This is a genomic window from Streptomyces sp. NPDC044064 (assembly GCF_056434245.1).
In genome coordinates, this window is record NZ_JBWKFN010000051.1 from 22,317 (window position 1) to 47,721 (window position 25,405).

Genomic DNA, 25,405 nt, shown 5'->3' on the forward strand with positions numbered 1-25,405 from the left:
CACAAAACCGCCGAGAAACCACGCCCGCGTCCGACTCGCTTGGGTTCAAACCGCACTATCGGGCGGTGTCTCGGGGCACTATGAAGCACGTGGCAGCCGCGGACAGGGGGAGCGTTCGAGGTGGCGGTTCGGGCCGGGTCGGCGGTGCCGTCCGCGCGGTGGGGCGTGCCTTGCACTTCCCGGTGACCGGTACCGCGCGCGGTATCCGGAAGGCCACGCACGCCCATGGTGCGGGCGAGTCGGGGCTGGGCAAGCTGATCGAGCTGCACGCGGTGAACGGCGCCGGCGATGTCATGATCACCCTCGCGCTGGCCTCGACCGTGTTCTTCTCCGTGCCGACCGACGAGGCGCGCGGGCGCGTCGCGCTCTATCTCGCCATCACCATGGCCCCCTTCACCGTGCTCGCCCCCGTCATCGGGCCGCTCCTCGACCGGCTGCCGCACGGGCGGCGGGCCGCGATGGCCGCGGCGATGCTGGCCCGGGCGCTGCTCGCGCTGATCATCTCGGGGGCCGTGGCCAGCGGGAGTCTGCAGCTGTATCCCGCCGCGCTGGGGGTGCTCGTGGCCTCCAAGGCGTACGGGGTGGTCCGCAGCGCCGTCGTGCCGCGGCTGCTGCCGCCCGCCTTCTCGCTCGTGAAGGCCAACTCCCGGGTCACCCTCGCCGGCCTCCTGGCCACCGGCGTGGCCGCGCCGATCGGGGCGGGGCTGCATGCCATCGGGGACGCCTGGCCGCTGTACGGCGCCTTCGTGATCTTCGTTGCAGGGACGTTCCTGTCGTTCTCGCTGCCGCCCAAGGTGGACTCCGCCAAGGGCGAGGACGTGGCCCTGCTCGCCGCCGACGAGGAGCATCTGCACGGGCCGCACCGCAAGCAGACCATCAAGCGACGGCCGGGGCTGCGCACGGTCGGGCCCGCCGTCACCCATGCCCTCGGCGCCAACGCCTCGCTGCGCTGCCTGTCCGGCTTCCTGATCTTCTTCCTCGCGTTCCTGCTGCGCGAGCAGCCGCTGACCGGGGAGAGCGCGGCGGTCTCGCTGGGGATCGTGGGCGTCGCGGCGGGGGCGGGGAACGCGCTGGGTACGGCTGTGGGGGCCTGGCTGAGGTCCAGGGCCCCGGAGATCATCATCGTGACCGTCGTGGCCGTGGCGCTGGGGACGGCGATCGTGGCCGCCCTGTTCTTCGGGGCCTTCCTGGTGGCCTGCCTGGCCGCCGTCGCCGGGTTCGCGCAGGCGCTGGCCAAGCTGTCCCTGGACGCGCTGATCCAGCGGGACGTGCCCGAGCTGGTGCGGACGTCGGCGTTCGCACGGTCGGAGACCCTGCTCCAAGTGGCCTGGGTCTTCGGCGGCGCCATCGGCATCGTGATGCCCCTCAACGGCACCCTCGGCCTCATGGTCGCCGCCGCCATCGTGGCCGCCGGATGGCTGGCCACGCTGCGCGGACTGCTCTCCTCGGCACGCCACGGAAGCAGGCCGCGGGCGCGAGTGGCGTAACGAACCGGGCACGCCGCACCCCACATGGGCGGTGGGCTCCGGGTGCCCGATAGCCTTCGGCCATGACCACGCTGCAATCCGTTGTGCGACGCCGCCGCGCCGTCGCCGCCGCCGGCGCCGTTTCCGCCGGACTGCTCGTCCTGTCCGCCTGCGAGAAGCCGACTCCCGTCGCGACGGTCACCGTAGGCCGGGACTCGGTCAACTCCGAGGCCCTCTGCTACAACGACGGCAATCCCCTGGACGCCAAGTCGCTGGCGAAGTGCGCCAAGAAGGCCGGCGACATCGAATCGATCAAGGTGGACCCGGACCAGACCATCCGCTTCGGCGTCGACCCGAAGATCGCGGACGCCGGCTGGATCCTCCTGGTGAACGGCCGCCAGTTCACCGACGTGAGCAAGAAGACCTACACCACCATCCCGGGCAGCGCGTTCTTCAACGCCCAGTACGGCACCCAGGGCAACAGCAACACCGTCTCCATCCAGATGGGCCAGCAGCCGGCCAAGGGCCTGTGGTCCTTCAAGCTGAAGAAGGCCTGACCACGCCCTCCGTACGCGTCCTCGTAGCCACCGCGGTCCCGGCCGAACGGGAAGCGGTGGCCCGGGCGTTCCCGGAGGCGGGTGCGCAGGTACGGCTGCCGGGGGTCTCCCTCGTTCGGACCAGTGCCGGGCACGACCTGCTGGCCGGCGGTGTCGGGCCCGCCCTCGCCGCCGCCTCCACCGCCACCGCGCTCACCGCCGCCGCCCTCGACGGCAGCCCCTACGGTCTCGTCGTCTCGGCCGGGATCGGCGGTGGTTTCCTGCCCGAGGCCCCGGTCGGCTCGCTCGTCGTCGCCGACGCGATCACCGTGGCCGATCTGGGCGCCGAGACCGCCGACGGCTTCCTCCCGGTCACCGAGCTGGGCTTCGGGACCGTCACCCACCGGCCGCCGCCCTCGCTCGTGCGAGGCGTGTCCGCGGCCACCGGCGCCCGTCCCGGCACCGTCCTCACCGTCTCCACGGTCACCGGCACCGCCGCCCGCGCCACGGAGCTGCGCGCCCGCCACCCGCAGGCCCTCGCCGAGGGCATGGAGGGGTTCGGCGTCGCCGAGGCGGCCGCCGCGCACGGGGTACCCGTGCTGGAGATCCGGGCGGTGTCCAACCCGGTCGGCCCGCGCGACCGCGCCGCCTGGCGCATCGGCGACGCGCTCGCCGCCCTCACCGAGGGCTTCGGGAAGCTCGCGCCCGCATTGGAGAGTTGGAACCCGCATGACCAGTGATGCGATGCAGATCGCGTACTCGCCCTGTCCGAACGACACCTTCGTCTTCGACGCCCTCGCCCACGGCCGCGTCCCCGGCGCCCCCGCGCTGGACGTGACCTTCGCCGACATCGACATCACCAACGGCATGGCCGAGCGCGGTGAGTTCGACGTGCTGAAGGTGTCGTACGCCGTGCTGCCCTACGTCCTGGACGAGTACGCGCTGCTGCCCTGCGGCGGTGCGCTGGGGCGGGGCTGCGGGCCGCTGGTGCTGACCCGGGAGGCGGGAAGCGACCTGACGGGCCGTACGGTGGCGGTGCCGAGCGAGAAGTCGACCGCCTACCTGCTGTTCCGGCTCTGGGCGGCGGACACGCTGCCGGACGGGGTCGGCGAGATCGTCGTCCTGCCGTTCCACGAGATCATGCCGGCCGTGCGGGACGGCAAGGTGGACGCCGGGCTCGTCATCCACGAGGCACGCTTCACGTACCGCAACTACGGGCTGCACAAACTCGCCGACATGGGCGAGCACTGGGAGCGCAGCACCGGGCTGCCGATCCCGCTCGGCGCGATCATCGCCAAGCGGTCGCTGGGGGCCGAGACCCTCGGCCGGCTCGCCGACTCCATCAAGGCGTCCGTCCGGGCCGCCTGGGACGACCCCGAGGCCTCCCGGCCGTACGTGATGGAGCACGCCCAGGAGATGGACCCGGCCGTCGCCGACCAGCACATCGGGCTGTACGTCAACGAGTTCACCGCCGACCTCGGCGAGGACGGCTACGCGGCGATCCGCGGGCTGCTCACCCGCGCGGCGGCCGAGGGGCTGCTGCCGCCCCTCGGTCCGGATGCGCTCGCTTTCCCCTGAGGGTCACACGTCCAACTGGTCGGCGACCGCGCGCAGGAGGCCGGCGATCTTCTTGCCGGAGGCCTTCTCCGGGTAGCGGCCCTTCTCGAGCATCGGCGTGATGTTCTCGAGGAGGGTCGTCAGGTCCTGCACGATCGAGGCCAGCTCGTCCGGCTTCTTGCGCTGCGCGGCCGCGACGGACGGCGTCGGGTCGAGCACGGTCACGGAGAGAGCCTGGTCACCGCGCTGACCGGCGACGACGCCGAACTCCACGCGCTGTCCCGGCTTGAGTGCGTCGACCCCGTCGGGGAGAACCGAGGAATGGACGAAGACGTCACCGCCGTCGTCGCGGGAGAGAAAGCCGAAGCCCTTCTCGCTGTTGAACCACTTGACCTTGCCGGTAGGCACGTCTGTCCTCGTCCTCGTACTTGTCGGGAAAACTACTTCGGAAACGGCTCTGGATAGCACTAGAGCGGGTCGACCATGACCCGCCGACACCAAGGCTAATGGTCTTCGGGCGGGTGACAAGACGTCCCCCGGTTGTTCTCTTGCGCTGGGAACTACCCTGGTCCGGTGCGTGACAAAACCCAAGCGAATTCCGCCGAGCCCGGTGACCGACTGATCCGTGCCGGTGCCGTGGTGTTCTTCATCGGGGCCGTGGCCACCCTTGTCACGGTGGCCCCGCTGTTCCTCGGTGCGAAGCCTTTTCCGACGTACATGTTCGGACTGAGCATGTTCATGGCCGTCGGCTTCCTGGTGGCCGGGGCCGGTGTACTGCGTTCCGTCGCCGCCGGGCGGCGTCAGGCGCGGGGCGCCTCGCGGTAGGCGGACAGCCAGGCGGGGAAGGCGGACAGGTCGTCGAGCACGACGTCCGCCCCCGCGGCGCGCAGTTCGCCACCGTCGCACGGTCCGGTGACCACGGCGACGGACAGCGCGCCCGCCGTACGGGCCCCGCGGACGTCTCCGACGTGGTCACCGACGTACACGGCCGCGCCGTACTCGCGCAGGGCCTCCGCCTTCTGCTCGGCCCACAGGTCGCCCACGAGCACGTCGGGTGCTATGCCCAGGTGGTCGAGGTGCAGCTTGGCGTTCGGCTCGTACTTCGCCGTGACCACCATCGTCCGGCCGCCGACGGCCCGCACCGCGTCCATCGCCTCCCGGGCGCCCGCCATCGCGGGTGTCGCGGCGATGGCGATCGAGGGGTACATCTCGCGGTACAGATCGGCCATGGCGGCGACCTCCTCCGCGGGGAACCAGTTGACCAGCTCCTCCGCGAGCGGCGGCCCCAGCCGGGTCACCGCCAGATCGGCGTCGATGAACGTCCCGGTCCGCTCCGCCAGCGCCCGGTAGCAGGCGTGGATGCCCGGCCGGGAGTCGATGAGCGTCATGTCGAGGTCGAAGCCGACGGTGAGGGCGGGGGCCTGGGTGACGGTCATGGGGGACATTCTGCCGGGTGCCGATGACAGCGGGTCCGGAGGGCTGGGGAGTTCGTTCGGACCCGGGCTGATCCGAACGCCCCCCCTAGCGCCTTCTCTGTGACCGCCAGACCAGGAACAGGGCCGAGGCGACCGCCGCGCCGCGCACCACCCAGGGCCAGGTCTGGGCCACGGCGTCGTTCATGTGGCCCTGGGCGATGGGGGCGCCCCAGCGGCCGGTGCTGCGGCCCCACAGCCAGAGCAGCCCGGACGCGAGGGCCAGGCCGGGGGCGCCCAGTACGGCCCACTTGGTCTCCGCGGGGGTGAGCCGGCGGGAGCCGTAGGCGATCAGCCAGCCGAGCAGCAGCGCGAACCAGTTGCCGAGCACGGCTCCGGCGACCAGCGCGGCGGCGGCCAGCAGGAGGAGGGGGTTGCTCCAGCCGGCGGCGGGGCCCGGGAGCAGCCGGCGGGCGGCCGCCGCGGGCGCGGGCGGCCTGCGGGCGAACAGCCGGCGGCGCGGGGCGGCCGCCTGTTCCGTCGCCTCCGGCGGCTCCTCCAGCCGGGGCTCCGGCTCCTTCTCCTCCGTCTCCTTCTGCGGGCGTCTGAGCAGGTCCGGGATCTCCACCCCGCCCACGAACCCCGGGACGACGTCACCGGCGGGCGTACCGAACGGGCTGCCCTCCACCCGCCACCAGTCGGGGTTCGTCGCGCTGTCCCCCAGCTCGTCCGGGGCGGCGAGATGCGGCGGGGACGGGGCGTCGCGCGGCTCCGGCTTCGGTACCGGCCCGGCGGCACGCGGCCGGGGCACGACCCTGCGCAGTCCCTTGGGCCGTTCCTTCGGCTCCGGCTCCCGCTGTACGGGCACGGCGGCGGGCGCCGACCGCGGCGCCCCCGCGCTGCCGCCCGCGGCCTCGACGACCTCGTCCGGGGTGCCCAGCCCGTCCAGGATGCGCCGCACGGCGGCAGGGCTGTCCACCGCCGCCCTGGCCCGGTGCCGGTCGATCTCGTTGCGCAGCTCGGACACCAGCCGCATCCGCGCGGACGACGGCAACTGCCGCTGCTGAGCGATGTCTCCGACGCGGCTCAGATACTCGTAGACGACCTGATCGCTTTCGATCCCCACGGAAAACCCCTCCGGGGCAACGGCGATGACACCCCGTTGGACGACGGTACCGCGTGGGTGCGGGTGCCCGGCGCCATGACCTCTCATCCTGAGCCTGACCTGCTCACCGGCCGCCGTGGCTGCGAAGCGGAGAGAGGAGACCCGTGTTGACGACCGGACGGAGAGTGCGCCGCGTCGTGCCGGCCCTGCTGACCGCGCTCGCGCTCGCGCTGAGCCTGGGCACGGCTCGGGCGAACCTGGCGGCCGCCCGCCCCGAGGCGGAGGGGAAGCCGCTCCCGGCGCCCCGCGAGGTCCACCTGACCCGACCGAAGTCGATCGACCCGCACGGGCACGCCGAGCCGAAGAAGGTCCACAAGGACCTGGGCCCCCTGCCCACCGTTCCCCGCAGGAAGCTCGCCGAGCTGAAGGCCGCTGCCGCGAGGCACGCCGAGGCGCACCGGCCCGAAGCGACCGGCGGGAACAGCGCCAGGATGCTGGACCAGCCGTCCCAGGGCAGCTTCGAGGGGCTCGGCAGGTCCAACCCCAACAGCCTGCGTCCTGACACGCACGGCGCCGTCGGCAAGGGCCACTTCGTCGAGGTCACGAACGACGGCATCGGTGTGTTCAGCAAGTCGGACGGCACCCTGGTGAAGAAGGTGTCGTTGACAAGCTTCTTCGGCTACGACGCCACGGACGTCTACGAACCCCGGGTCCTCTACGACAAGAGGTGGAACCGCTGGGCCTTCTCGGCGGTGACGTTCCCGTACGAGGCAACGGTCCAGAAGCTGCTCTACGCGGTGTCCGTGACCTCGAACCCGGCCGGCTCGTACTACGTCTACTCGTTCGACGCACCGAAGGACGCGGGCGACTTCTACGACTTCGCGCAGCTGGGACTCGACCAGGACGCCCTGATCGCCACGGCGAACCTCTTCCATGCCTCGGAAACCGGGACGGACTACATCGGCTCCCGCGCCTTCGGCCTGGCCAAGGGCGACCTCTACAACGGCCGCGACACCACCTTCCGGTACTGGGACCTGGGCACGCCCGGCACGATCGCACCCCCCGTCGTGGAGGACGACAACTCGAGCGCCTTCCTGGTGGCGGCCGCTCCGTCGGACAACAGGCTGAGCCTGTTCAAGGCGACGGGCCTGGGCCGCAGCGACGAGACCGTCGAGCAGCGGCCCGACGTGCCGGTGCCGGCCTACACGGTGCCGCCGAGCGCCCGCCAGCCCGGTACGGACGGCCTGCTGGACAGCGGGGACTCCCGGTTCGTGAGCAACAGCACGCAGATCGGCAACCAGCTGCTCAACGTCCACACCGTCGACAACTCGGGATTCCCGACGCCGAGGTGGTACCAGATCGGCACCGACACCGGCACGCTCACCACCGGCGGTGAGGTCTACGAGTCCCCCGACTCGGACGACTTCAACGTGTCGGTGGCCGGCTCCCCCGTGGGCGGCACCATGGACAACCCGATCGGCCGGATGTTCTTCGGCTGGTCCTCGACCAACGCGCTGAGCACCCCCCACCAGGTGCGGGTCAAGAGCGGCGGCCGCCTCGCCACCGACAGCGCGAACGTCATCGGGGGCAACACCCACAGCACGGCCTCGACGTTCTACGACCCGGTGCCGAGCGACCTCGTCGAGTACTGGGGCCTCTACTCGTCCGTCACCATCAACCCCTCCGCGACCGGCACCTGCCCCGTCGGCAGCCGTGCCTATGTCGTGAACGAGCGTCAGACCAGCACCACCGACTGGGGATCGCGCATCGGCAGGCTCGGCTCCTGCTAGCCGGCAGGACCGGCAGCCGCCCAACGGCCGTTCAGGTGGACTTGGGTGAAATGTTCGTTAGGTCGCCAAGTTTCCGAATGTTCTTTCCAACATGCTGAGGACGACCTTTCAGCCGGCCACCCAGGCCGCGAAGGTGAAGAGAGGAAATCTGTCTTGACGATCAGACGGAGGGCGCGCCGCGTCGTGCCGGCCATGCTGGCCGCGCTCGCGCTGAGCCTGGGCATGGCCCAGGCGAACGTGGCGGCCGCTCAGCCCAAGGCGGAGGGGAAGCCGCTCCCGGCGTCCCACATGGTTCACGTGGGCAAACCGAAGTTGGTCAACCCGAGCGGGCACGCCCAGCCGAAGGTCCGCAAGGACCAGGGCCCCCTGCCCACCCTTTCCCGCAAGAAGCTCGCCGAGCTGAAGGCCGACTCCACGAAGCACGGCGCGAAGCACCGGCCCAATGTGGCCGGCGGGAACAGCGCCAGGACGGCGAAGCAGCCGTCCCAGGGCAGCTTCGAGGGGCTCAGCCAGCCCTGCTGCCTCCGGCCGCCGGACACGACCGGCGCCGTCGGCAAGGGCCAGTTCGTCGAGACCGTGAACGGCGCCGGCTTCGGCGTGTTCAGCAAGTCGGACGGCAGCCTGCTCAAGAACGTCTCGTTCGCCAGCTTCTTCGGCTACAGCGCACAGTCGATCTTCGACCCCCGGGTCCTCTACGACAAGCGGTGGAACCGCTGGGTCATCTCGGCCGAGGCGTTCCCGGAGAGCAGCACGGTCCAGAAGGTGTTCTACGCGGTGTCCACCAGCTCGGACGCCACCGGCTCGTTCTTCCTCTACACGTTCGACCCGCCGGAGAACCCCGGGGACTTCTACGACTTCCCGCAGCTGGGGCTCGACCAGGACGCCGTGATCGTCACGGCGAACATCTTCAACTCCTCGCTCAACTACGTCCGTTCGCGCGCCTTCGGCATCGCCAAGGCCGACATCTACAACGGCAACGGCTTCGGCTTCCTGTACTTCGACCTGGGCACGCCGGGCACGGTCGCGCCTCCCGTCGTGGAGGACAACAACGCGAACGACTTCCTGGTGGCGGCCAAAACCGCGGACAACCATCTGAGCCTGTTCAAGGCCACCGGCCTGGGCCGCAGCAACGAAGACATCGTGCAGCTGCCCGACGTGCCGGTGACCGCCTACACGGTGCCGCCGGCCGCCCGCCAGCCCGGTACGAGCAGCCTGCTGGACAGTTCGGACTCCCGGTTCTCGCAGAACAGCACGCAGATCGGCAACCAGCTGCTCAACGTCCACACCATCGGCCTCGGAGGGTTGCCGACGCCGAGGTGGTACCAGATCAACACCACCACCAGCGCGCTCACCACCTCCGGCCTGGTGTTCGAGTCGGCCAACTCGGACGACTTCAACGCATCGGTGGCCGGCTCCCCCGTGGGCGGCACCGGGAGCAACCCGATCGGCCGGATGTTCTTCACCTGGACCTCGACCAACGTCAACACCGGCGTCTCGCACCAGGTGCGGGTGAAGAGCGGCGGCCGCCTGGCCTCCGACCCGGTCAACGTCGTCGGGGGCAACACCCACAGCACGGCCTCGACGTTCTACGACCCGTCGGGCGACTCCGTCGAGCGCTGGGGCGACTACTCCGCCGTCACCATCAACCCGTCCTCGACCGGCACCTGCGCCGTCGGCAACCGCGCCTACGTCGTGAACGAGCGCCAGATCAGCACCACCTCGTGGGGCTCGCGCATCGGCAAGCTCGGCTTCTGCAGCTAGTCGGCAGGACCGAACACCGCTGACACATCCCAGGGCGGAGGGGGTGGCCACCGTGCCACCCCCTCCGCCCTTTCGCGCTGTCCGGGCCCACGCCCCGCTGCCTACAGTGGAAGCGTGCTCCCGCAACGCCGCCGCATCGCCCGGCGGCCGCCGGCCGGCCTGCTCCTCGCGCTCGTGGCGCTGACCGTGCCGGTGGCGCTCGCCGCGTGCTCCGAAGCGGCCTCGAACGGGCCGGGCAGCGCCCAGGAGACCGCCCGCTCCGGGGTGAGGGGCGTCGTCGTCCGGTGGCCGGTCTGCCCGGTGGAGGGCGCTCCCGAGAGCCGGGACTGCCACGGCAGGCCCGCCGAGGCGACCGTGCTCGTGCGGGACCGGTCCTCGGACACCGAGGTGGCGACCGTGCACACCGGTCCGGACGGCCGCTTCCGGGTGCCGCTGCGGGCCGGCGCATACGAGGTACGGGCCCGGACCTCCGGTACCGCGCACTGCGCCCCGGTGGAGTTCACCGTCCGCCCCGACGCGTACACGGAGATCACGATCAGGTGCGACACCGGTCTGCGCTGACCGCTTGACGACGGACCATGTCCTGCACCGCTGCGTCCGGCCGCCCTCCGGGTACCGTGGGCGGGATGAGCGCCCACACGCCCCCGTCGGCTCCACGCTCGCTCGCGGAAGCGCTCCGCTCGCGCGACGACGCTTCCCTGGCCGCGCTCCTGCGCAGCCGGCCCGATCTCATCACGCCGGTTCCCACCGATCTCACGCAGCTCGCCACCCGCGCCGGCACCCGCGCCTCGGTCCTGCGTGCCCTGGAGCGGCTGGACCGGTTCGCGCTGCAGACCGCCGAGGCCCTCGCCGTGGCCCCGGAACCGGCGTCGTACGACGTCCTGCTCGGCCTGATGGCCGGGTACGCCCGGGACGAGACCGTCGCCGCCGCGCTGCCCCGCGCGGTGGCCACCCTGCGCGAACAGGCCCTGGTGTGGGGCGACGACGAACGGCTGCGGCTGGTGCGGACCGCACGGGAACTGCTCGCGCCGTCCGCGCAGCACCCCTCGCCGACCGGTCTCGGCCCGAGCGTGCAGGAGGCCACCGCGGGCATGTCCCCTGGGCGGATCCAGGAGATCGTCGGCACCGCCGGGCTGGCCTCGACGCACGACTCGGTCTCCGCCGTGGCCGCGCTCACCGCCCTGTTCACCCACCGGAAGCAGATGGCCGCCCTGCTCGCGAAGGCCCCGGAGGCCGCCCGCGAGGTGCTGTCCCGGCTGGTGTGGGGGCCGCCGTACGGACAGGTCACCGCCGACCCGGCCGCCCATCTGCGCTGGCTGCTGGACCGCGGCCTGCTGCTGCCCACCGCGCCAGGCACGGTCGTCCTGCCCCGCGAGGTCGCCCTGCATCTGCGCGAGGGCCGCGCCCACCGGGCACCCGAGCCGCTGCCACCGGCAGTCGAGCCGGCCGCGACCCACGGTCCGCAGATCGTGGACGCCACCGCGGCCGGGCAGGCGTACACCGCGCTCGCCACCGTCGAGGAGCTGCTGAAGGACTGGGACGAGGGCGGCCCGGCCGTGCTGCGGGCCGGCGGGCTGAGCGTGCGGGACCTGAAGCGGACCGCCGTCGCCCTCGACGTACCCGAGCCGGTCGCCGCCTTCTGGGTCGAGCTGGCGTACGCGGCCGGCCTGCTCGCCTCCGACGGCGAGGCCGACGAGCGGTACGCGGCCACCCCCGCCTACGACGAGTGGCTGGAGCGGCCGCCCGCCGAGCGCTGGGCCCGGCTCGCCGAGGCCTGGCTGCTGGCCACCCGGACATCGGGGCTGGTCGGCGGGCGGGACGCGAAGGACCGTACGTTGTCCACGCTGGGGCCGGGACTCGACCGGTCCGCCGCGCCCGAGGTACGGCAGCGGGTGCTGACCCTGCTGGCCGGGCTTCCGCAGGGCGCCGCCCCCGGCGCCGAGTCGGTGCTGGCCCGGCTGCTCTGGGAGCGGCCGCTGCGCGGTCCCCAGCGGGACGGCGACGGCGGCGACGACCTGCGCTCCCGGCTCGCCCGCTGGACCCTCTCGGAGGCGGAGCTGCTCGGCGTCACCGGGCGCGGGGCGCTGTCGTCGCAGGGGCGGGCGCTGCTCGGCGCACCGGCGGCCGCGCACCCCTCGGCCGCAGCGGAACCCTCCGGGCCCGGCGACAAGCTCCCCGTCCATCACCGTCCGGGCGCCCTGCCCGAGCCCCTCTCCCCGACCGAGCAGACGGTCGCCACCGCCGCCGCGGCCCGGCTCCTCGCGCCTCTGCTGCCCGAGCCCCTGGACCACGTCCTGCTCCAGGCGGACCTCACGGCGGTGGCCCCCGGCCCGCTGCGGCGTCCGCTCGCCGACATGCTCGGGATCCTCGCGGACGTCGAGTCCAAGGGCGGGGCGACCGTCTACCGCTTCACACCGGCCTCGGTCCGCCGCGCCCTGGACGCCGGCCGGGCCGCCGCCGACCTGCACGCCTTCCTCACCTCGCACTCCCGTACGCCGGTCCCGCAGCCGCTGGCCTATCTGATCGACGACGTGGCACGCAAGCACGGCCATCTGCGGGTGGGCGCGGCCTCGGCGTACGTCCGCTGCGACGACGACGCCCTGCTGAACGAGATCCTCGCCGACAAGCGGGCGGCCGCCCTGCGCCTGCGCCGGCTGGCCCCGACCGTCCTGGCCGCCCCGACGGACCCGGCCACGCTGCTGGAGGGCCTGCGCGCGATGGGCTACGCGCCCGCCGCCGAGTCCGCCGAGGGCGACGTCCTGATCACCCGCGCCGACGCCCACCGCACCCCGCCGCGCACCGCGCCCGAGCCGGTGCCGGACGGGCCGCCGCCGCCCGACGCCACGCTGCTGACGGCCGCGATCCGGGCGATCCGGGCGGGCGACCTGGCCGCCACCGCCCCGCGCAAACCGTCGGCCGGCGCGCTCACGGGCGGCGAACTGCCCCGCACCAGCTCCGCCGAGACCCTGGCCACCATGCAGGCCGCCGTCCTGACCGGCGAGTCCCTGTGGATCGGCTACGTCAACGCCGAGGGCACCGCCAGCCAGCGCGTGATCGCCCCGATCCGGGTCGAGGGCGGTTTCGTGACGGCGTACGACCACACGGCCGACGAGGTGCGGACGTATCCGCTGCACCGGGTCACCGGGGTCGCGGAGCTGGCGGAGGGCTAAGGGCCTGTTCAGCAGTCCTTGACCGGGGCGTCCGCGGGCAGGCCGAAGTGTTCGCGGGCGGCGGCCTCCAGGCCGGTCGACGGCACGTCGTCCGCGGGGCCGGGCTCCGCGAAGAGGCTGAAGTGCTCTTCCACCCACTTCCCGTGCCCCGCGCCGTCCGGCGGCTCCTCCCGGGACAGGACGCGGTAGCCGCCGGCCGCGCCCGGATCCCGCTTCAGCCGCAGGACCTGCGGGCCGGCGCCGCCGGAGCACTCCACAAGAGCGCCCTTCCGCTCCCCGTACTCCTCGCACAACGTGGTCACGCCCGCCCGGACGACGCCGTCCTTCTCGTCGAGGACCCGTGCCTTCGCCCCGCAGAACCACCGCGCCCGCAGACCGGGCTGCGTCTCCCCGTACCCGTCGCCCTTCGAGTCCGCCACCAGCCGCGCCTCGATCACCGGCCGCACCTCGCCCCACAGGCGCTGATCGACACCCGGCGGCCACACCGCCCACGCCCCAGCTGCCACCAGCACCACCGTGGCTGCCAGGCCGGTCACCCACCTGCGTACCGACATCGCGCCCCCGTTCCTCCCCGGACCGCGCCCGACGCCGGTCCCGCGGTAGGAGACCCGTGCCGGGGGCCCATGGTTGCGGCGCCCCGCCGCGATCATCCGCTGATAGGGCACACTGGACGTTTGGCCGCGCAGAAGGGAAGTGCGTAGGTGAACGGACCGCTGATCGTCCAGTCGGACAAGACCCTGCTCCTGGAAGTCGACCACGAGCGGGCCGACGACTGCCGGCGTGCCATCGCGCCGTTCGCCGAGCTGGAGCGGGCGCCGGAGCACATCCACACCTACCGGGTCACCCCGCTGGGCCTGTGGAACGCGCGGGCCGCCGGGCACGACGCCGAGCAGGTCGTGGACGCGCTGGTGCAGTACAGCCGCTACCCGGTGCCGCACGCGCTGCTCGTGGACATCGCCGAGACGATGGACCGGTACGGGCGGCTCACCCTGAGCAAGCACCCGGCGCACGGACTCGTCCTCACCACCACCGACCGGCCGGTGCTGGAGGAGGTGCTGAAGTCCAAGCGGATCGCCCCGCTGGTCGGGGCGCGGCTCGACCCGGACACCGTGGTCGTGCACCCCTCCGAGCGGGGGCAGATCAAGCAGACGCTGCTGAAGCTGGGCTGGCCGGCCGAGGACCTCGCCGGGTACGTGGACGGCGAGGCGCATCCGATCGAGCTGCTCGAGGACGGCTGGGCGCTGCGTCCGTACCAGAAGCAGGCCGTGGAGAACTTCTGGCACGGCGGCAGCGGCGTGGTCGTGCTCCCCTGCGGCGCCGGGAAGACGCTGGTCGGCGCCGGGTCGATGGCGCAGGCGAAGTCCACCACCCTCATCCTGGTCACCAACACCGTCTCGGCCCGGCAGTGGAAGCACGAGCTGGTGAAGCGGACCACGCTGACCGAGGACGAGATCGGCGAGTACAGCGGGACCCGCAAGGAGATCCGCCCGGTCACCATCGCCACGTACCAGGTGCTGACGACCAGACGGAAGGGCGTCTACCCGCACCTGGAGCTGTTCGACTCCCGCGACTGGGGTCTGATCGTCTACGACGAGGTGCACCTGCTGCCCGCGCCGGTCTTCAAGTTCACCGCGGACCTCCAGGCGCGCCGCCGCCTCGGTCTGACCGCGACCCTCGTGCGCGAGGACGGCCGCGAGTCCGACGTCTTCTCCCTCATCGGGCCGAAGCGGTTCGACGCGCCCTGGAAGGAGATCGAGGCGCAGGGCTACATCGCGCCCGCCGACTGCGTCGAGGTCCGGGTGAATCTCACCGACTCCGAGCGGCTCGCCTACGCCACCGCCGAGACCGAGGAGAAGTACCGCTTCTGCGCGACCACCGAGACCAAGCGGAAGGTCACGGAGGCGATCGTGCGCCGGTTCGCCGGGCAGCAGATCCTCGTCATCGGCCAGTACATCGACCAGCTCGACGAGCTGGGTGAGCATCTGAACGCCCCGGTGATCAAGGGCGAGACGTCCAACGCGCAGCGCGAGAAACTCTTCGACGCGTTCCGCGAGGGAGAGATCAGCGTGCTCGTGGTGTCGAAGGTCGCCAACTTCTCCATCGATCTGCCCGAGGCCACGGTCGCCGTCCAGGTGTCCGGCACCTTCGGCTCCCGCCAGGAGGAGGCCCAGCGACTGGGCCGCGTGCTGCGCCCCAAGGCCGACGGCCACCAGGCCCACTTCTACTCGGTCGTCGCCCGCGACACCATCGACCAGGACTTCGCCGCCCACCGCCAGCGCTTCCTGGCGGAGCAGGGGTACTCGTACCGGATCGTGGACGCGGACGAGATCCTGGCGGAGGGCTAGGCGGGGCGGCGAAGAGCCGGGGTGTGGAGGGGCACGGCCTAGAAGAAGGCGTGCTCCTCCATCCAGCCGTAGGTCTTGCCGAACTTGCCGTAGTACCAGGAGCCGCCCTTGGCGGTGCAGTACACGCGGACCTTGTTGCCCATGTACACGGACTTCTTGACCCGGTACCCGTTGCCGGGGCCGGTGTGCATGTCGGCGTGGTCGTACAGGACGACCGTGTAGGTCGCGTCCTTGATGTTCTTGGTGCAGCCGGAGGAGCCGACCGCCGAGGCGCTGGGAGCGGCCATGAGGGTGGCGCCGACGGCGAGCGCGGTGGCGGCGGTCAGTCCGCTCACCGCCCTGCGGAACGGAAGCTTCGAGAAGGGCATGCCTGTTTCCCCGTTTGCTCGGTCGAATGGATCGGACAACGGCTGATCATGTTGGCACACGCCCCCGACAGCCCGAGCGCCAGGATCGGGTAAGGGGCCGCCAACAGCTGCTGCCACCAAGGCAGTTCGAGGTCGAGTGGGCCCTCGTGGGGCACCAGCCACATCGTGCGGGCGGTGAAGACGAGGGTCACGAGCCCGGCGGTGAGCGTGCGGCCCTCGGCCAGCAGCACCGCGAGGAGCGGCACGCACCACACCCAGTGGTGCGACCAGCTGATCGGGCAGACCAGCAGGCCCGCGCAGGCGGCCAGCAGGATGCCGTGGCTCTCCCGGCAGGCACGGGCGGCCAGCCGCAGGACGATCACCGCCACCAGCGCCGCCGGGAGCGCCCAGGCGAGGCCCGGCGCGGGGGCGCCCAGGGCCCGGGCGACCAGCCCCCTTAAGGACTGGTTGTCCACGATCCACGCCTTGCCCACCCGGCCGGTCTCGTACAGGCGCCGGCCCCAGAAGTCGGCGCTCGCGGCGGGCAGCAGCAGGAACCCGAGCAGGGCCGTGGCCGCGAAGCCGGTCACGGCCCTGGCCGCCTCGCGTTTGCGTCCGCGCAGGAACAGATGGACCACGAACACGGCGGGTGTGAGCTTCACGCCGGTCGCGAGGCCGAGGGCGAGACCTTTGGCACGGGCGCCCGGGGGCCGGGTGAGGTCCCACAGGACGAGGCAGGCCACGGCGAGGTTGACCTGGCCGAACAGGAGCGTCTGGAAGACCGGCTCCAGCCAGAGGGCGAGGGCCGCGCATGTGCAGAGGAGGGGCTTGGACGGGGGGCGGCCGGCCAGGCGGGCCGAGAGGGTGACCAGACCGGCGAGCAGGAGCGCGTTGCCCGCCAGGAAGGCCGCCTTCAGCGCCGGGACGGGGAGCCAGGCGGCCGGGACGAAGAGGATCGCCGCGAAGGGCGGGTAGGTCGCCGGGAGCCGCCACTCGGTGACCGTGAAGCCGTACAGGTCGCCGCCGTGGGCCGCGGCAGCGCCCTCGGCCCGGTAGACCAGCAGGTCGGCCATCGGGGCCCGCTGCAGGACGCACAGGGCGGTGAAGGAGCAGAGAGAGACCGCGAGCAGGATCAGGGACAACAGGGCAGGGCGGGACGCCACCGTCCGTTTCGGCACGGAGGTGACACTATGCCGCTACTTACGGTGTATGCCCGCTTCCTCGCCGTACTCGCCGAGGATCACCACGCCGAACGCGGCCTCGACGAACACCTTGACGGCACGCAGGGCGTTGCCCAGGGGGTGGCGATGAGGGCCGTCCATGGCCGTGGCACCGGACGGGGGGCGGTCAGAGGCTGGATGGATGGTTGCTGCGCTCATGTCTCCATGGTGGAACCTCGACCCCAGGTCACGCATCGGTCTCGAGAGCCAGTCCCGGAGGCCTCCGCGTAGGTCTCCGGGTGGACCCCCACCCCTACGCCGGACGGCCCACGTCCCCTAGGGGGCACGACCTCCGGAGGACGCCACACGGAAATTCGTTGGCCTCCTCCCGGCCACCCCACCTACAATCTCCGCTCTTGCCCGCCTCCCTACGGAGTGCCGCCGCCCGGACGGAAACCGGGCGGCCCCCAGTCGCGCCACGAGCAGATCCGGAGGCACCCCCTTGTCCACGCCCGCCCACGAACCGCTCGACGACCCGCTCGCCCGGGAGCGCGGCCACCTCTCCTCCTCCCGGTCCGCACTGCGCGCCATGCGCGAGGACGTCGAGGCGCTGGACATCCGCGACGTCACCGCGAACTGGGTCAACGCCGAGGTGCTCGCCCGCCAGATCGACGACCGCATCAAGGCGCTCGCCGACCTCAGCGACACCCCCCTCTTCTTCGGGCGGCTCGACTACCTGCACGCCCCGGGCGCCGACCAGGCGGAAGGGGCCGAGGGCGAGAGGTTCTACATCGGGCGGCGGCATGTGCACGACGGCGACGGCGACCCCATGGTCATCGACTGGCGCGCCCCGGTCTCGCAGCCGTTCTACCGCGCGTCCAAGAAGGACCCGATGGACGTCGGGCTGCGCCGCCGCTTCGGCTACACCGGCGGCGACCTGACCGCGTACGAGGACGAGCACCTGTCCGACCCGGCCGAGGCGGCCGCCACCAGCAAGCTGCTCCAGCAGGAGATCGAGCGGCCCCGCGTCGGCCCCATGCGGGACATCGTGGCGACGATCCAGCCCGAGCAGGACGAGATCGTCCGCAGCGGGCTCGGCGGGACCGTGTGTGTGCAGGGCGGCCCGGGCACCGGGAAGACCGCCGTCGGCCTGCACCGGGTCGCCTACCTCCTCTACGCCCACCGGGAGCGGCTCGCCCGCACCGGCACGCTCGTCATCGGCCCGAACAAGTCCTTCCTGCACTACATCGAGCAGGTGCTCCCGGCGCTCGGCGAGCTGAGCGTGCAGCAGGCGACCGTGGACGACCTGGTCGCCCATGTGGAGGTGCGCGGCACGGACGACGCGGTCGCCGCCGTCGTCAAGGGCGACGCCCGGATGGCCGAGGTGCTGCGCCGGGCCCTGTACTCCCACGTGACCATGCCCACCGAGCCGGTCGTCGTGGTGCGCGGCTCGCGGCGCTGGCGGGTTCCGGCGTACGAACTGGAGGAGCTCGTCCGTGAGCTGCTCGACCGGGACATCCGCTACGGCGCCGCCCGCGAGGCCCTGCCGCAGCGGATCGCGCACGCCGTGCTGGTACAGATGGAGCGGGCCGGCGAGGCGCCGGACGACCGGGTGCAGGACGCGGTCGCCCGCAACAGCGCGGTGAAGGCGGCCGTGAAGGCGCTCTGGCCGGCCGTGGACCCGGCGAAACTGGTCCTGCGCCTGCTGACGGAGGCCGACTTCCTCGCCGAGCACGCCGGGGGAGTCCTGGACGAGGACGAGCAGAAGACGATCCTGTGGGCGAAGCCCGTGCGCAGCGTGAAGTCGGCCAGGTGGTCGGCGGCGGACGCGGTGCTGATCGACGAGGCGGCCGACCTGACCCGGCGCACGCACTCGCTCGGGCACGTCGTCCTGGACGAGGCGCAGGACCTGTCCCCCATGCAGTACCGGGCCGTCGGCCGCCGCTGCACCACCGGCAGCGCGACCGTCCTGGGCGACCTGGCGCAGGGCACGACCCCCTGGGCGACCCGGAGTTGGGACGAGGCGCTGGCCCACCTGGGCAAGCGGGAGGGGGTCATCGAGGAGCTGACGGCGGGTTTCCGCGTCCCCACGGACGTCATCACCTACGCCTCCCGCCTCCTCCCCCACATCGCCCCCGGCCTCACCCCGGTCGCCTCGGTCCGTGAGAACCCGGGCTTCTTCGAGGTCCGTACCGCGACGGAGACGGCCGAAGTGATCGCCGCCTGCACGGAGTTGCTGGGCAACGAGGGCTCGACCGGCCTGATCGCGGCCGACGCGCGCATCCCGGCGCTCGCCGAGGCCCTGACCGCGGCCGGGATCACCTACCTGGCCCCGGGCGAGGAGACCACCCGCGAGACCCGGCTGACCCTGGTCCCGGCCTCCCTCGCCAAGGGTCTGGAGTACGACTACGTGGTGCTGGACGAGCCCCAGGCCGTGGTGGACGGCGAGCCGGACGAACGCACAGGCCTGCGGCGCCTGTACGTGGCCCTGACCCGAGCGGTGTCGGGCCTGATCGTGACGCACGCGGCACCGCTGCCTGCACAGTTGGTCTGAGCCGTGGCCAGGCGGGGTGGGTTTCACTCACCCGCGCCGGCGGGGCGCCCCAAAGGGGCGCGGGGCCGCATCGATGTGCGGCTCCGCCGCGTGGGCGCGGCCAGCCACAACGCACCTGCACCCGGCGCTCGACCTGCCCCCGAACGGCGCTACTCCCCGTCCAGCACCCTCCGCCAGTCCCGCACGGCCCCTTCGACAACCGGTCCTGCCCACCCCGCGGAGCGAGCCGCGCCCCCGATGTGGAAGGCGTCGATGCCGGCGTGGCGGAGGGCCGGGACGTGCTCCAGGCGGAGGCCGCCGCCGACGAGGATCGTCTGGTCGTAGCCGGGCTCGCCCCGTCGGCACACCTCGGCGACCAGGGTCGGCAGGCCCTCGTCGACGCCGGCGGCGGAGCCTGCGGTGAGGTAGGTGTCCAGGCCGGGCAGGTCGGCGAGCTGCTTGCGCAGGGCGTCGCGGTCGGCGGCGCGGTCGACGGCCCGGTGGAAGGTCCAGCTGCAGCCGTCCAGCGCGGCGACGACCCGCTCCACCGCGTCCAGATCGACGCCCCCGTCCGCGTCGAGGAACCCGAGCACGAACTGGTCGGCGCCGGCCTCCCGCAGCTCGCCCGCCACCCGGACCAGACGCTCGACGCCCTCGGGGCCTCCGGCCGCGAACCCGTCCGCCAGCCGCAGCATCACGCGCAGGTCGATGTCGACGGCGGCCCGGATCCCGGCGACGGTGGCCGCCGACGGGGTGAGCCCGTCGGCCGCCATCTCGGTGACCAGCTCCAGACGATCCGCGCCTCCGGCCTGGGCGGCGACCGCGTCCTCGACGTCGAGGGCGATCACCTCCAGGACTGCACGCTTGCTCATGGCACCCCATTCATCGGCGACTACAGGTCTAGTCCAATTCAAGACTACGCCGGGTTCCGTACCCGCCCGGACCGCCCCTCATCCGAAGATGTTCAGTTCTTCCTCAACCGCACCCGCCAGCGTCCGCCCGCGAGCACAGCAGCGGTGTCAGTGCGTCCCGCTCGGCCTCCGGCAGCCGGCCGGGGAGTTCGGGATCCCGTGCTTCCTCTGTGCGAGTCATGGGCCCACGCCAGGGGCGCCGTCCGCCGCGCGTCACGGAAGAATGAGCACATGGCCGACCTCGACGCCCTGCGCCTCCGCTTCGCCCGCGCCCTGGAGGGAGCCCGCGCCCCCGGCGACGGCCCCGACCCCGCGCCCTACGCGGACAACCTCCTCACCCGCTGGCAGGAGCCCCAGCGCCACTACCACACGCTCGACCACCTCACGGCGGTCCTGGACCATATCGACGTGCTGGAGAAGTACGCGGACGACCCGGACGTGGTCCGGCTGGCCGCCTGGTTCCACGACGCGGTGTACCTGCCGGACCGCTCCGAGAACGAGGAGCGCTCCGCGCACCTGGCCGAGCGCGCCCTGCACGAGGCGGGGCTGCCGGAGGCGAAGACGGCCGAGGCGGCCCGGCTCGTCCGCCTCACCGTCACCCACGACCCCACCGACGACGACCGCAACGGCCAGGTCCTCTGCGACGCCGACCTCGGCGTCCTCGCCGCGCCCCCGACGAGGTACGCCGCCTACACCGCCGAGGTCCGCGAGGAGTACCACTTCGTCCCCAACGACGCCTTCCGCGAGGGACGTTCGGGAATCCTGCGCCAACTCCTCGATCTGCCGGGCCTGTTCCGCACGCCGTACGGGCGGGAGCACTGGGAGGCGACGGCGCGCTACAACCTGGCGGGCGAGCTGGAAATGCTGTCGACCTGACGGAGGCCGCACCCTAGGGTTCGCCCATGCGACCGATAAACGGGGATGACGTGACCGCTGCCGTCGAGGGCGCCGTGGCGGTGCTCGGCACGGCGGTGGAGCGGGACTGGAAGGCTGTCCGGGCCGGAGGGCTGGAGTGGAGCTGCCGGGAGACGGCCGACCACCTCGTGGATGCCCTGCTGGGCTACGCGAGCCGGCTGGTCGTGGGCGCCCAGGACTGGCTTCCCTTCGAGGTCACCGTGGACGAGGACGCCCACAACGCCGGTGTGCTGGACGTGATCCGGTCGACCGGCGCCCTGCTCGCCGCCACCGTGCGCACCACCCCGCGCGAGGTCCGTGCCGTCCATCCCTTCCCCTTCGGCAGCGCCGACCGCGAGGGCTTCGCCGCGATGGGTGTCACCGAGGTGCTGCTGCACACGTATGACATCGCCGAGGGACTCGGGGTCGCCTACGAGCCGGCCGAGGAGCTCGCCGAGGCCGTCTTGACCTGGCTCTTCCCGCATGTCCAGCCCGGCCCTGCGCCCTGGCCGACCCTGCTGTGGGCGACCGGCCGCGGTGAACTGCCCGGCCGTGCCCCGGTCACCGAGTGGCGCTGGCGGAACAACCTCGTCATCCCCGCCGAGCGCCTGACCCTGGTCGGGGTCCGCCCGGCCGCCGCCCGCGACCTCCGCCTCGGCGGCGACGGCGGCTTCGAGTGGATCGAGGGCGGGCCCTTCGAGGGCACCCGGGAGGCCTCGACCCACCTGGTGAAGGCGTATGAATCGGGCGTGCACCGGCCCGAGTTCGGCGTCTTCGCCCTCGTGCGCCACGAGGACGGCCGCGCCATCGGCGGCATGGGCTTCCACGGCGTCCCGGACGAGGAGGGCCGGGTGGAGGTCGGCTACGACCTGGTCGAGGGCGCCCGCGGCCAGGGCTATGCCACCGAGGCCCTGCGCACGCTGACGGAGTGGGCGCTGGCCCGGGACGACGTCGACACGGTGTTCGCGACCATCGACGGGGACAACCTCCCCTCGCAGCGCGTGGTGTCCCGGGCGGGTTTCGTCCGGGCCACCGTGGAGGAGGAGCGGACGGCGCAGCAGGAGAACGACGGGGACAGCGCGCTGCAGCTCCACATCCGGCGGCGGTGAGCGCCACGCGCGTCCCGTGACCCGGTTCAGTCCCGCACCGAGGGAGCCGGCCGCCCCTTGGGGCGGCGCAGCCCCGCCTCGGTGATCCTGCGGACCAGTTCCTTGGAGCCGATCTCCACCGCCCCGGCGGCCACCACGTCCGCGTAGCGGTGCGACGGGATGTCGTAGTGGTCGCGTTCGAAGGCCCGCCGGGGTACGCCCAACTCCGCCGCGAACACGTGCAGTTCCTGGAAGGACACATCGCTCACCAGGTGCGACCACATGCGTCCGTGGCCGGGCCAGGACGGCGGGTCGATGTACAGCGTCACGGGAGCCTCACGAGGACCGCGTCCCGCCCGTGGCCCGTCCCAGCGAGCCCACCGCGGCCACCTTCACGCCCGCCTTGCTGCACACCCAGTGCGGGTCGGGCCCCAGTTCCGGCTCCACGTCCAGCGCGTGCGGATCGCCCGAGCCGCACACCGGGCACAGCGGCCAGCGGCCGTACCGCTCCAGGAGCGCGTCCTGGACGTCCTGCGCGATCAGCCCGGCCACGTACTCGACTCCGTCCGGCCACTGCTCGACCCACCAGCGGCGCTGTGTGACGGAGTCCTCGACCAGGGAGACCACGTCGGCCTCGGCGACGTCGCCCGCGACCAGGTCGGCGAGCACCAGCGCGCGGGCGGCGTGCAGCGCCTGCTCGAGCGGGGACAGCGGGGACAGAGACTCCATGGTCCCATTGTGCGCACTCTTGACCGGGAGACTGAAACGAAAATATCTTTCATTGGTGACCCAGGACGTGAAGGAAATTTTCGGAAGTCCGGGCGGCTCCCTCGCCGCCAAGGTGCGCACCCTCGCCCCTTCCATGACCCGGTCCATGCAGCGCGTCGCCGAGGCGGTCGCGGGCGACCCGGCGGGATGCGCGGCCCTCACGGTCACCGGCCTGGCCGAACTGACCGGCACCAGCGAGGCGACGGTCGTGCGCACCGCCCGGCTGCTCGGCTATCCCGGTTACCGCGATCTGCGCCTCGCCCTGGCCGGGCTAGCCGCGCAGCTGCAGTCCGGCCGGGCGCCCGCGATCACGACGGACATCGCGGTGGACGACCCCATCGCCGACGTCGTCGCCAAGCTCGCCTACGAGGAGCAGCAGACCCTCGCCGACACCGCCGCCGGGCTCGACACCGCCCAGCTGGGCGCGGCCGTCACCGCGCTCGCCGGCGCCCGCCGCACCGATGTGTACGGCATAGGCGCGTCCGGCCTGGTCGCGCAGGACCTCACGCAGAAGCTGCTGCGGATCGGGCTCATAGCCCACGCGCACAGCGATCCCCATCTGGCCGTGACCAACGCGGTGCAGCTGCGTTCTGGTGATGTGGCCATAGCGATCACCCACTCCGGGTCGACCGGGGACGTCATCGAACCGCTCCGGGTCGCCTTCGAGCACGGGGCGACGACGGTGGCCATCACCGGCCGCCCGAACTCGCCGGTCACCCAGTACGCCGACCACGTCCTGGCCACGTCGACCTCCCGGGAGACCGAGCTGCGGCCGGCCGCGATGTCCTCGCGGACGAGTCAACTGCTGGTGGTGGACTGCCTGTTCATAGGGGTGGCGCAGCGGACGTACGAGAGTGCGGCGCCCGCGCTGGCCGCGTCCTACGAGGCGCTGGCGCACCGGCACCGCACCCATCCCAGGTGAGTGAAGAGCACGCGAATCGGAGAGAGCCACCCCCCATGACCTCCCATGACCTGCGCAACGAGCTGGAGTCCCTCACCACGGAGGCCTTCCGGCCGGAACTCGCCGAGATCGACCGGCTGCCCACCCTCGACATCGCCCGCCTGATGAACCGCGAGGACACCGGCGTGCCCGACGCCGTCGGTGCGCGGCTGCCGGAGATCGCCGCCGCCGTCGACGCCGTGGCCGAGCGGATGGCCCGGGGCGGACGTCTGGTCTACGCCGGCGCGGGCACCGCCGGACGCCTCGGCGTGCTGGACGCCTCCGAGTGCCCGCCCACCTTCAACACCGACCCCGCCCAGGTCGTCGGTCTGATCGCGGGCGGCCCCGAGGCCCTGGTCACCTCGATCGAGGGCGCCGAGGACTCCAAGGAGCTGGCCCGCAGGGACCTGGACGCGCTGAAGATCGGTGCGGACGACACCGTCGTCGGCATCTCGGCCTCCGGCCGTACCCCGTACGCCATCGGCGCCGTCGAGCACGCCCGTGCGCTCGGCGCGCTGACCGTCGGGCTGGCCTGCAACGAGCACAGTGCGCTCGCGGCCGCCGCCGAGCACGGCATCGAGGTCGTCGTCGGGCCCGAGCTGATCACCGGCTCGACGCGGCTGAAGGCGGGCACGGCCCAGAAGCTGGTGCTCAACATGCTGTCGACGATCACGATGATCCGCCTGGGCAAGACCTACGGGAACCTGATGGTCGACGTGCGCGCCTCCAACGACAAGCTCCGGGCCCGTTCCCGCCGTATCGTCGCGCTGGCCACGGGAGCCTCGGCGGAGGAGATCGAGAAGGCGCTCACCGAGTCGGGCGGCGAGGTGAAGAACGCCGTCCTGACCATCCTCGCCGGCGTCGACGGCCCGACGGCCGCCCGCCTTCTGGAGGAGTCCGGCGGTCATCTGCGTGCCGCGCTGGCGGTCACGGGCACCTGAGCCGCACGCTCGGGGCGTGCGCAACGACCCCGCCTCCATCGCAGCCGCCGTCCTCTCCCGGGTCGGCGGCCCCGCCAACGTCACCTCCGTCGCCCACTGCATGACCCGGCTCCGGCTGGACGTCGCCGATCCGGCGGCGGTCGACGGGGAGGGGCTGCGGGGGCTGCCCGCAGTGCTGGGGGTCGTCGCGGACGGGGATTCCTCCCTGCAGGTCGTGCTGGGACCGGGGGTCGTCGTCGAGGTCACGGCGGCCGTGCGGATCCAGGTCGACGAGGTCACCGCGACGGCCATGGCCACCGCGCCCCCACGTGCCGCGGCCGTGCGGACCCCGGCCGGCGAGGGCACCGCGGTCGTGCGGCCCACGGCCGGTGAGCCACCGGCCGGTGTCGCCGACCAGCTGAAGGAGCGGCTGCGGCAGCGCAACGCCACCCCCTTCAAGACCGCTCTGCGCCGCATCGCCGCCGTCTTCGTGCCGCTCATCCCCGCCCTGATCGGCTGCGGCATCCTCGCCGGGATCAACGGGCTGCTGGTGAACGCCGGATGGCTGCCCGGCCTGACCCCCGCCCTGGCCGCCGTCGCCTCCGCCTTCATGGCGCTGATCGCGGTGTTCGTCGGATACAACACCGCGAAGGAGTTCGGCGGCACGCCGGTGCTGGGCGGTGCCGTGGCCGCCGTGGTCGT

The 25,405-nt window shown here is 72.6% G+C and carries 26 protein-coding genes; 16 read left to right on the forward strand and 10 right to left on the reverse strand.

What is annotated here, in order from left to right:
* The first annotated feature begins 80 nt into the window (after window positions 1-80).
* From AC07DS_RS44440 to AC07DS_RS44455, 4 genes are all read left to right on the forward strand, one after another.
* Window positions 81-1,487 (forward strand): MFS transporter, encoded by a 1,407-nt coding sequence (locus tag AC07DS_RS44440; protein WP_479154420.1) that lies wholly within the window; start codon window positions 81-83, stop codon window positions 1,485-1,487.
* A gap of 62 nt (window positions 1,488-1,549) precedes the next feature.
* Window positions 1,550-2,023: a DUF2771 domain-containing protein gene (locus AC07DS_RS44445; RefSeq protein WP_479154421.1), complete on the forward strand. Its 474-nt coding sequence runs from the start codon at window positions 1,550-1,552 to the stop codon at window positions 2,021-2,023.
* Window positions 1,996-2,742: a futalosine hydrolase gene (locus AC07DS_RS44450; protein ID WP_479154422.1), complete on the forward strand. Its 747-nt coding sequence runs from the start codon at window positions 1,996-1,998 to the stop codon at window positions 2,740-2,742. The genes AC07DS_RS44445 and AC07DS_RS44450 overlap by 28 nt, the downstream gene beginning before the upstream one ends.
* Window positions 2,732-3,580, forward strand: a complete 849-nt coding sequence (locus AC07DS_RS44455; protein ID WP_479154423.1) for a 1,4-dihydroxy-6-naphthoate synthase — start codon at window positions 2,732-2,734, stop codon at window positions 3,578-3,580. The genes AC07DS_RS44450 and AC07DS_RS44455 overlap by 11 nt, the downstream gene beginning before the upstream one ends.
* Before the next feature lie 3 nt (window positions 3,581-3,583).
* Here AC07DS_RS44455 and AC07DS_RS44460 read toward each other — a convergent pair whose 3' ends face one another.
* The gene (locus AC07DS_RS44460; protein WP_472084904.1) at window positions 3,584-3,967 is read right to left on the reverse strand and encodes a cold-shock protein; all 384 of its coding nucleotides are present in this window, start codon (window positions 3,965-3,967) and stop codon (window positions 3,584-3,586) included.
* A gap of 165 nt (window positions 3,968-4,132) precedes the next feature.
* On the opposite strand from AC07DS_RS44460, the gene AC07DS_RS44465 reads away from it, so the two are divergent.
* On the forward strand, window positions 4,133-4,384 hold the full coding sequence (locus AC07DS_RS44465; protein WP_145876090.1) for a hypothetical protein: 252 nt from the start codon (window positions 4,133-4,135) through the stop codon (window positions 4,382-4,384).
* Here the strand turns inward: AC07DS_RS44465 and AC07DS_RS44470 are convergent.
* Window positions 4,360-4,995: an HAD family hydrolase gene (locus AC07DS_RS44470; RefSeq protein WP_479154424.1), complete on the reverse strand. Its 636-nt coding sequence runs from the start codon at window positions 4,993-4,995 to the stop codon at window positions 4,360-4,362. The genes AC07DS_RS44465 and AC07DS_RS44470 overlap by 25 nt on opposite strands.
* An 85-nt stretch (window positions 4,996-5,080) precedes the next feature.
* Window positions 5,081-6,097: a hypothetical protein gene (locus AC07DS_RS44475; RefSeq protein WP_479154425.1), complete on the reverse strand. Its 1,017-nt coding sequence runs from the start codon at window positions 6,095-6,097 to the stop codon at window positions 5,081-5,083.
* Between the two features lie 146 nt (window positions 6,098-6,243).
* Between AC07DS_RS44475 and AC07DS_RS44480 the strand changes: the two genes are divergently transcribed.
* From AC07DS_RS44480 to AC07DS_RS44495, 4 genes are all read left to right on the forward strand, one after another.
* Window positions 6,244-7,866: a hypothetical protein gene (locus AC07DS_RS44480; protein ID WP_479154426.1), complete on the forward strand. Its 1,623-nt coding sequence runs from the start codon at window positions 6,244-6,246 to the stop codon at window positions 7,864-7,866.
* A 153-nt stretch (window positions 7,867-8,019) separates the two neighbouring features.
* Window positions 8,020-9,627 carry a hypothetical protein gene (locus AC07DS_RS44485; RefSeq protein WP_479154427.1) on the forward strand — a complete coding sequence of 536 codons (1,608 nt, stop codon included), beginning with the start codon at window positions 8,020-8,022 and terminating at the stop codon, window positions 9,625-9,627.
* A 114-nt stretch (window positions 9,628-9,741) separates the two neighbouring features.
* Complete coding sequence (locus AC07DS_RS44490; protein ID WP_479154428.1) at window positions 9,742-10,188, forward strand: carboxypeptidase-like regulatory domain-containing protein; 447 nt, start codon at window positions 9,742-9,744, stop codon at window positions 10,186-10,188.
* 65 nt (window positions 10,189-10,253) lie between these two features.
* Window positions 10,254-12,797, forward strand: coding sequence for a helicase-associated domain-containing protein (locus tag AC07DS_RS44495; protein WP_479154429.1), 2,544 nt, complete (start codon window positions 10,254-10,256; stop codon window positions 12,795-12,797).
* An 8-nt stretch (window positions 12,798-12,805) separates the two neighbouring features.
* Here AC07DS_RS44495 and AC07DS_RS44500 read toward each other — a convergent pair whose 3' ends face one another.
* Window positions 12,806-13,351, reverse strand: a complete 546-nt coding sequence (locus tag AC07DS_RS44500) for a hypothetical protein (RefSeq protein ID WP_479154430.1) — start codon at window positions 13,349-13,351, stop codon at window positions 12,806-12,808.
* Between the two features lie 147 nt (window positions 13,352-13,498).
* Here AC07DS_RS44500 and AC07DS_RS44505 point away from each other — a divergent pair, with 147 nt between their 5' ends.
* Window positions 13,499-15,142, forward strand: a complete 1,644-nt coding sequence (locus AC07DS_RS44505) for a DNA repair helicase XPB (RefSeq protein ID WP_479154431.1) — start codon at window positions 13,499-13,501, stop codon at window positions 15,140-15,142.
* A 38-nt stretch (window positions 15,143-15,180) separates the two neighbouring features.
* Here AC07DS_RS44505 and AC07DS_RS44510 read toward each other — a convergent pair whose 3' ends face one another.
* The 3 genes from AC07DS_RS44510 to AC07DS_RS44520 form a co-directional block, all read right to left on the reverse strand.
* Window positions 15,181-15,510: an SH3 domain-containing protein gene (locus tag AC07DS_RS44510; protein WP_479154432.1), complete on the reverse strand. Its 330-nt coding sequence runs from the start codon at window positions 15,508-15,510 to the stop codon at window positions 15,181-15,183.
* Window positions 15,474-16,619: a glycosyltransferase 87 family protein gene (locus tag AC07DS_RS44515; RefSeq protein WP_479154442.1), complete on the reverse strand. Its 1,146-nt coding sequence runs from the start codon at window positions 16,617-16,619 to the stop codon at window positions 15,474-15,476. Before AC07DS_RS44515 ends, AC07DS_RS44510 begins: the two co-directional genes overlap by 37 nt.
* 66 nt (window positions 16,620-16,685) lie before the next feature.
* A complete protein-coding gene (locus AC07DS_RS44520) occupies window positions 16,686-16,868 on the reverse strand; it encodes a hypothetical protein (RefSeq protein WP_479154433.1) in 183 nt (60 codons plus the stop codon).
* Window positions 16,869-17,151: 283 nt separating this feature from the next.
* Here AC07DS_RS44520 and AC07DS_RS44525 point away from each other — a divergent pair, with 283 nt between their 5' ends.
* Window positions 17,152-19,203, forward strand: a complete 2,052-nt coding sequence (locus AC07DS_RS44525) for a HelD family protein (RefSeq protein ID WP_479154434.1) — start codon at window positions 17,152-17,154, stop codon at window positions 19,201-19,203.
* A gap of 149 nt (window positions 19,204-19,352) precedes the next feature.
* On the opposite strand, the gene AC07DS_RS44530 is transcribed toward AC07DS_RS44525, so the two are convergent.
* Window positions 19,353-20,054 carry a copper homeostasis protein CutC gene (locus tag AC07DS_RS44530; RefSeq protein WP_479154435.1) on the reverse strand — a complete coding sequence of 234 codons (702 nt, stop codon included), beginning with the start codon at window positions 20,052-20,054 and terminating at the stop codon, window positions 19,353-19,355.
* A 270-nt stretch (window positions 20,055-20,324) separates the two neighbouring features.
* On the opposite strand from AC07DS_RS44530, the gene AC07DS_RS44535 reads away from it, so the two are divergent.
* Window positions 20,325-20,969: an HD domain-containing protein gene (locus AC07DS_RS44535; protein WP_479154436.1), complete on the forward strand. Its 645-nt coding sequence runs from the start codon at window positions 20,325-20,327 to the stop codon at window positions 20,967-20,969.
* A 26-nt stretch (window positions 20,970-20,995) separates the two neighbouring features.
* On the forward strand, window positions 20,996-22,096 hold the full coding sequence (locus tag AC07DS_RS44540; protein ID WP_479154437.1) for a GNAT family N-acetyltransferase: 1,101 nt from the start codon (window positions 20,996-20,998) through the stop codon (window positions 22,094-22,096).
* A 26-nt stretch (window positions 22,097-22,122) separates the two neighbouring features.
* Here the strand turns inward: AC07DS_RS44540 and AC07DS_RS44545 are convergent, their stop codons facing one another.
* Together AC07DS_RS44545 and AC07DS_RS44550 are read right to left on the reverse strand one after the other, a co-directional pair.
* Window positions 22,123-22,404, reverse strand: a complete 282-nt coding sequence (locus AC07DS_RS44545) for a DUF4031 domain-containing protein (RefSeq protein WP_479154438.1) — start codon at window positions 22,402-22,404, stop codon at window positions 22,123-22,125.
* 7 nt (window positions 22,405-22,411) lie between these two features.
* The gene (locus AC07DS_RS44550; protein WP_479154443.1) at window positions 22,412-22,795 is read right to left on the reverse strand and encodes a hypothetical protein; all 384 of its coding nucleotides are present in this window, start codon (window positions 22,793-22,795) and stop codon (window positions 22,412-22,414) included.
* 64 nt (window positions 22,796-22,859) lie between these two features.
* On the opposite strand from AC07DS_RS44550, the gene AC07DS_RS44555 reads away from it, so the two are divergent.
* From AC07DS_RS44555 to AC07DS_RS44565, 3 genes are all read left to right on the forward strand, one after another.
* Entirely contained in the window at window positions 22,860-23,765 is a 906-nt protein-coding gene (locus AC07DS_RS44555; RefSeq protein ID WP_479154439.1) for a MurR/RpiR family transcriptional regulator, read from the forward strand.
* 35 nt (window positions 23,766-23,800) lie between these two features.
* Window positions 23,801-24,724: an N-acetylmuramic acid 6-phosphate etherase gene (gene murQ / locus AC07DS_RS44560; protein WP_479154440.1), complete on the forward strand. Its 924-nt coding sequence runs from the start codon at window positions 23,801-23,803 to the stop codon at window positions 24,722-24,724.
* Window positions 24,725-24,740: 16 nt separating this feature from the next.
* On the forward strand, window positions 24,741-25,405 hold a 665-nt coding region (locus AC07DS_RS44565), incomplete at its 3' end, for a PTS transporter subunit EIIB (RefSeq protein ID WP_479154441.1).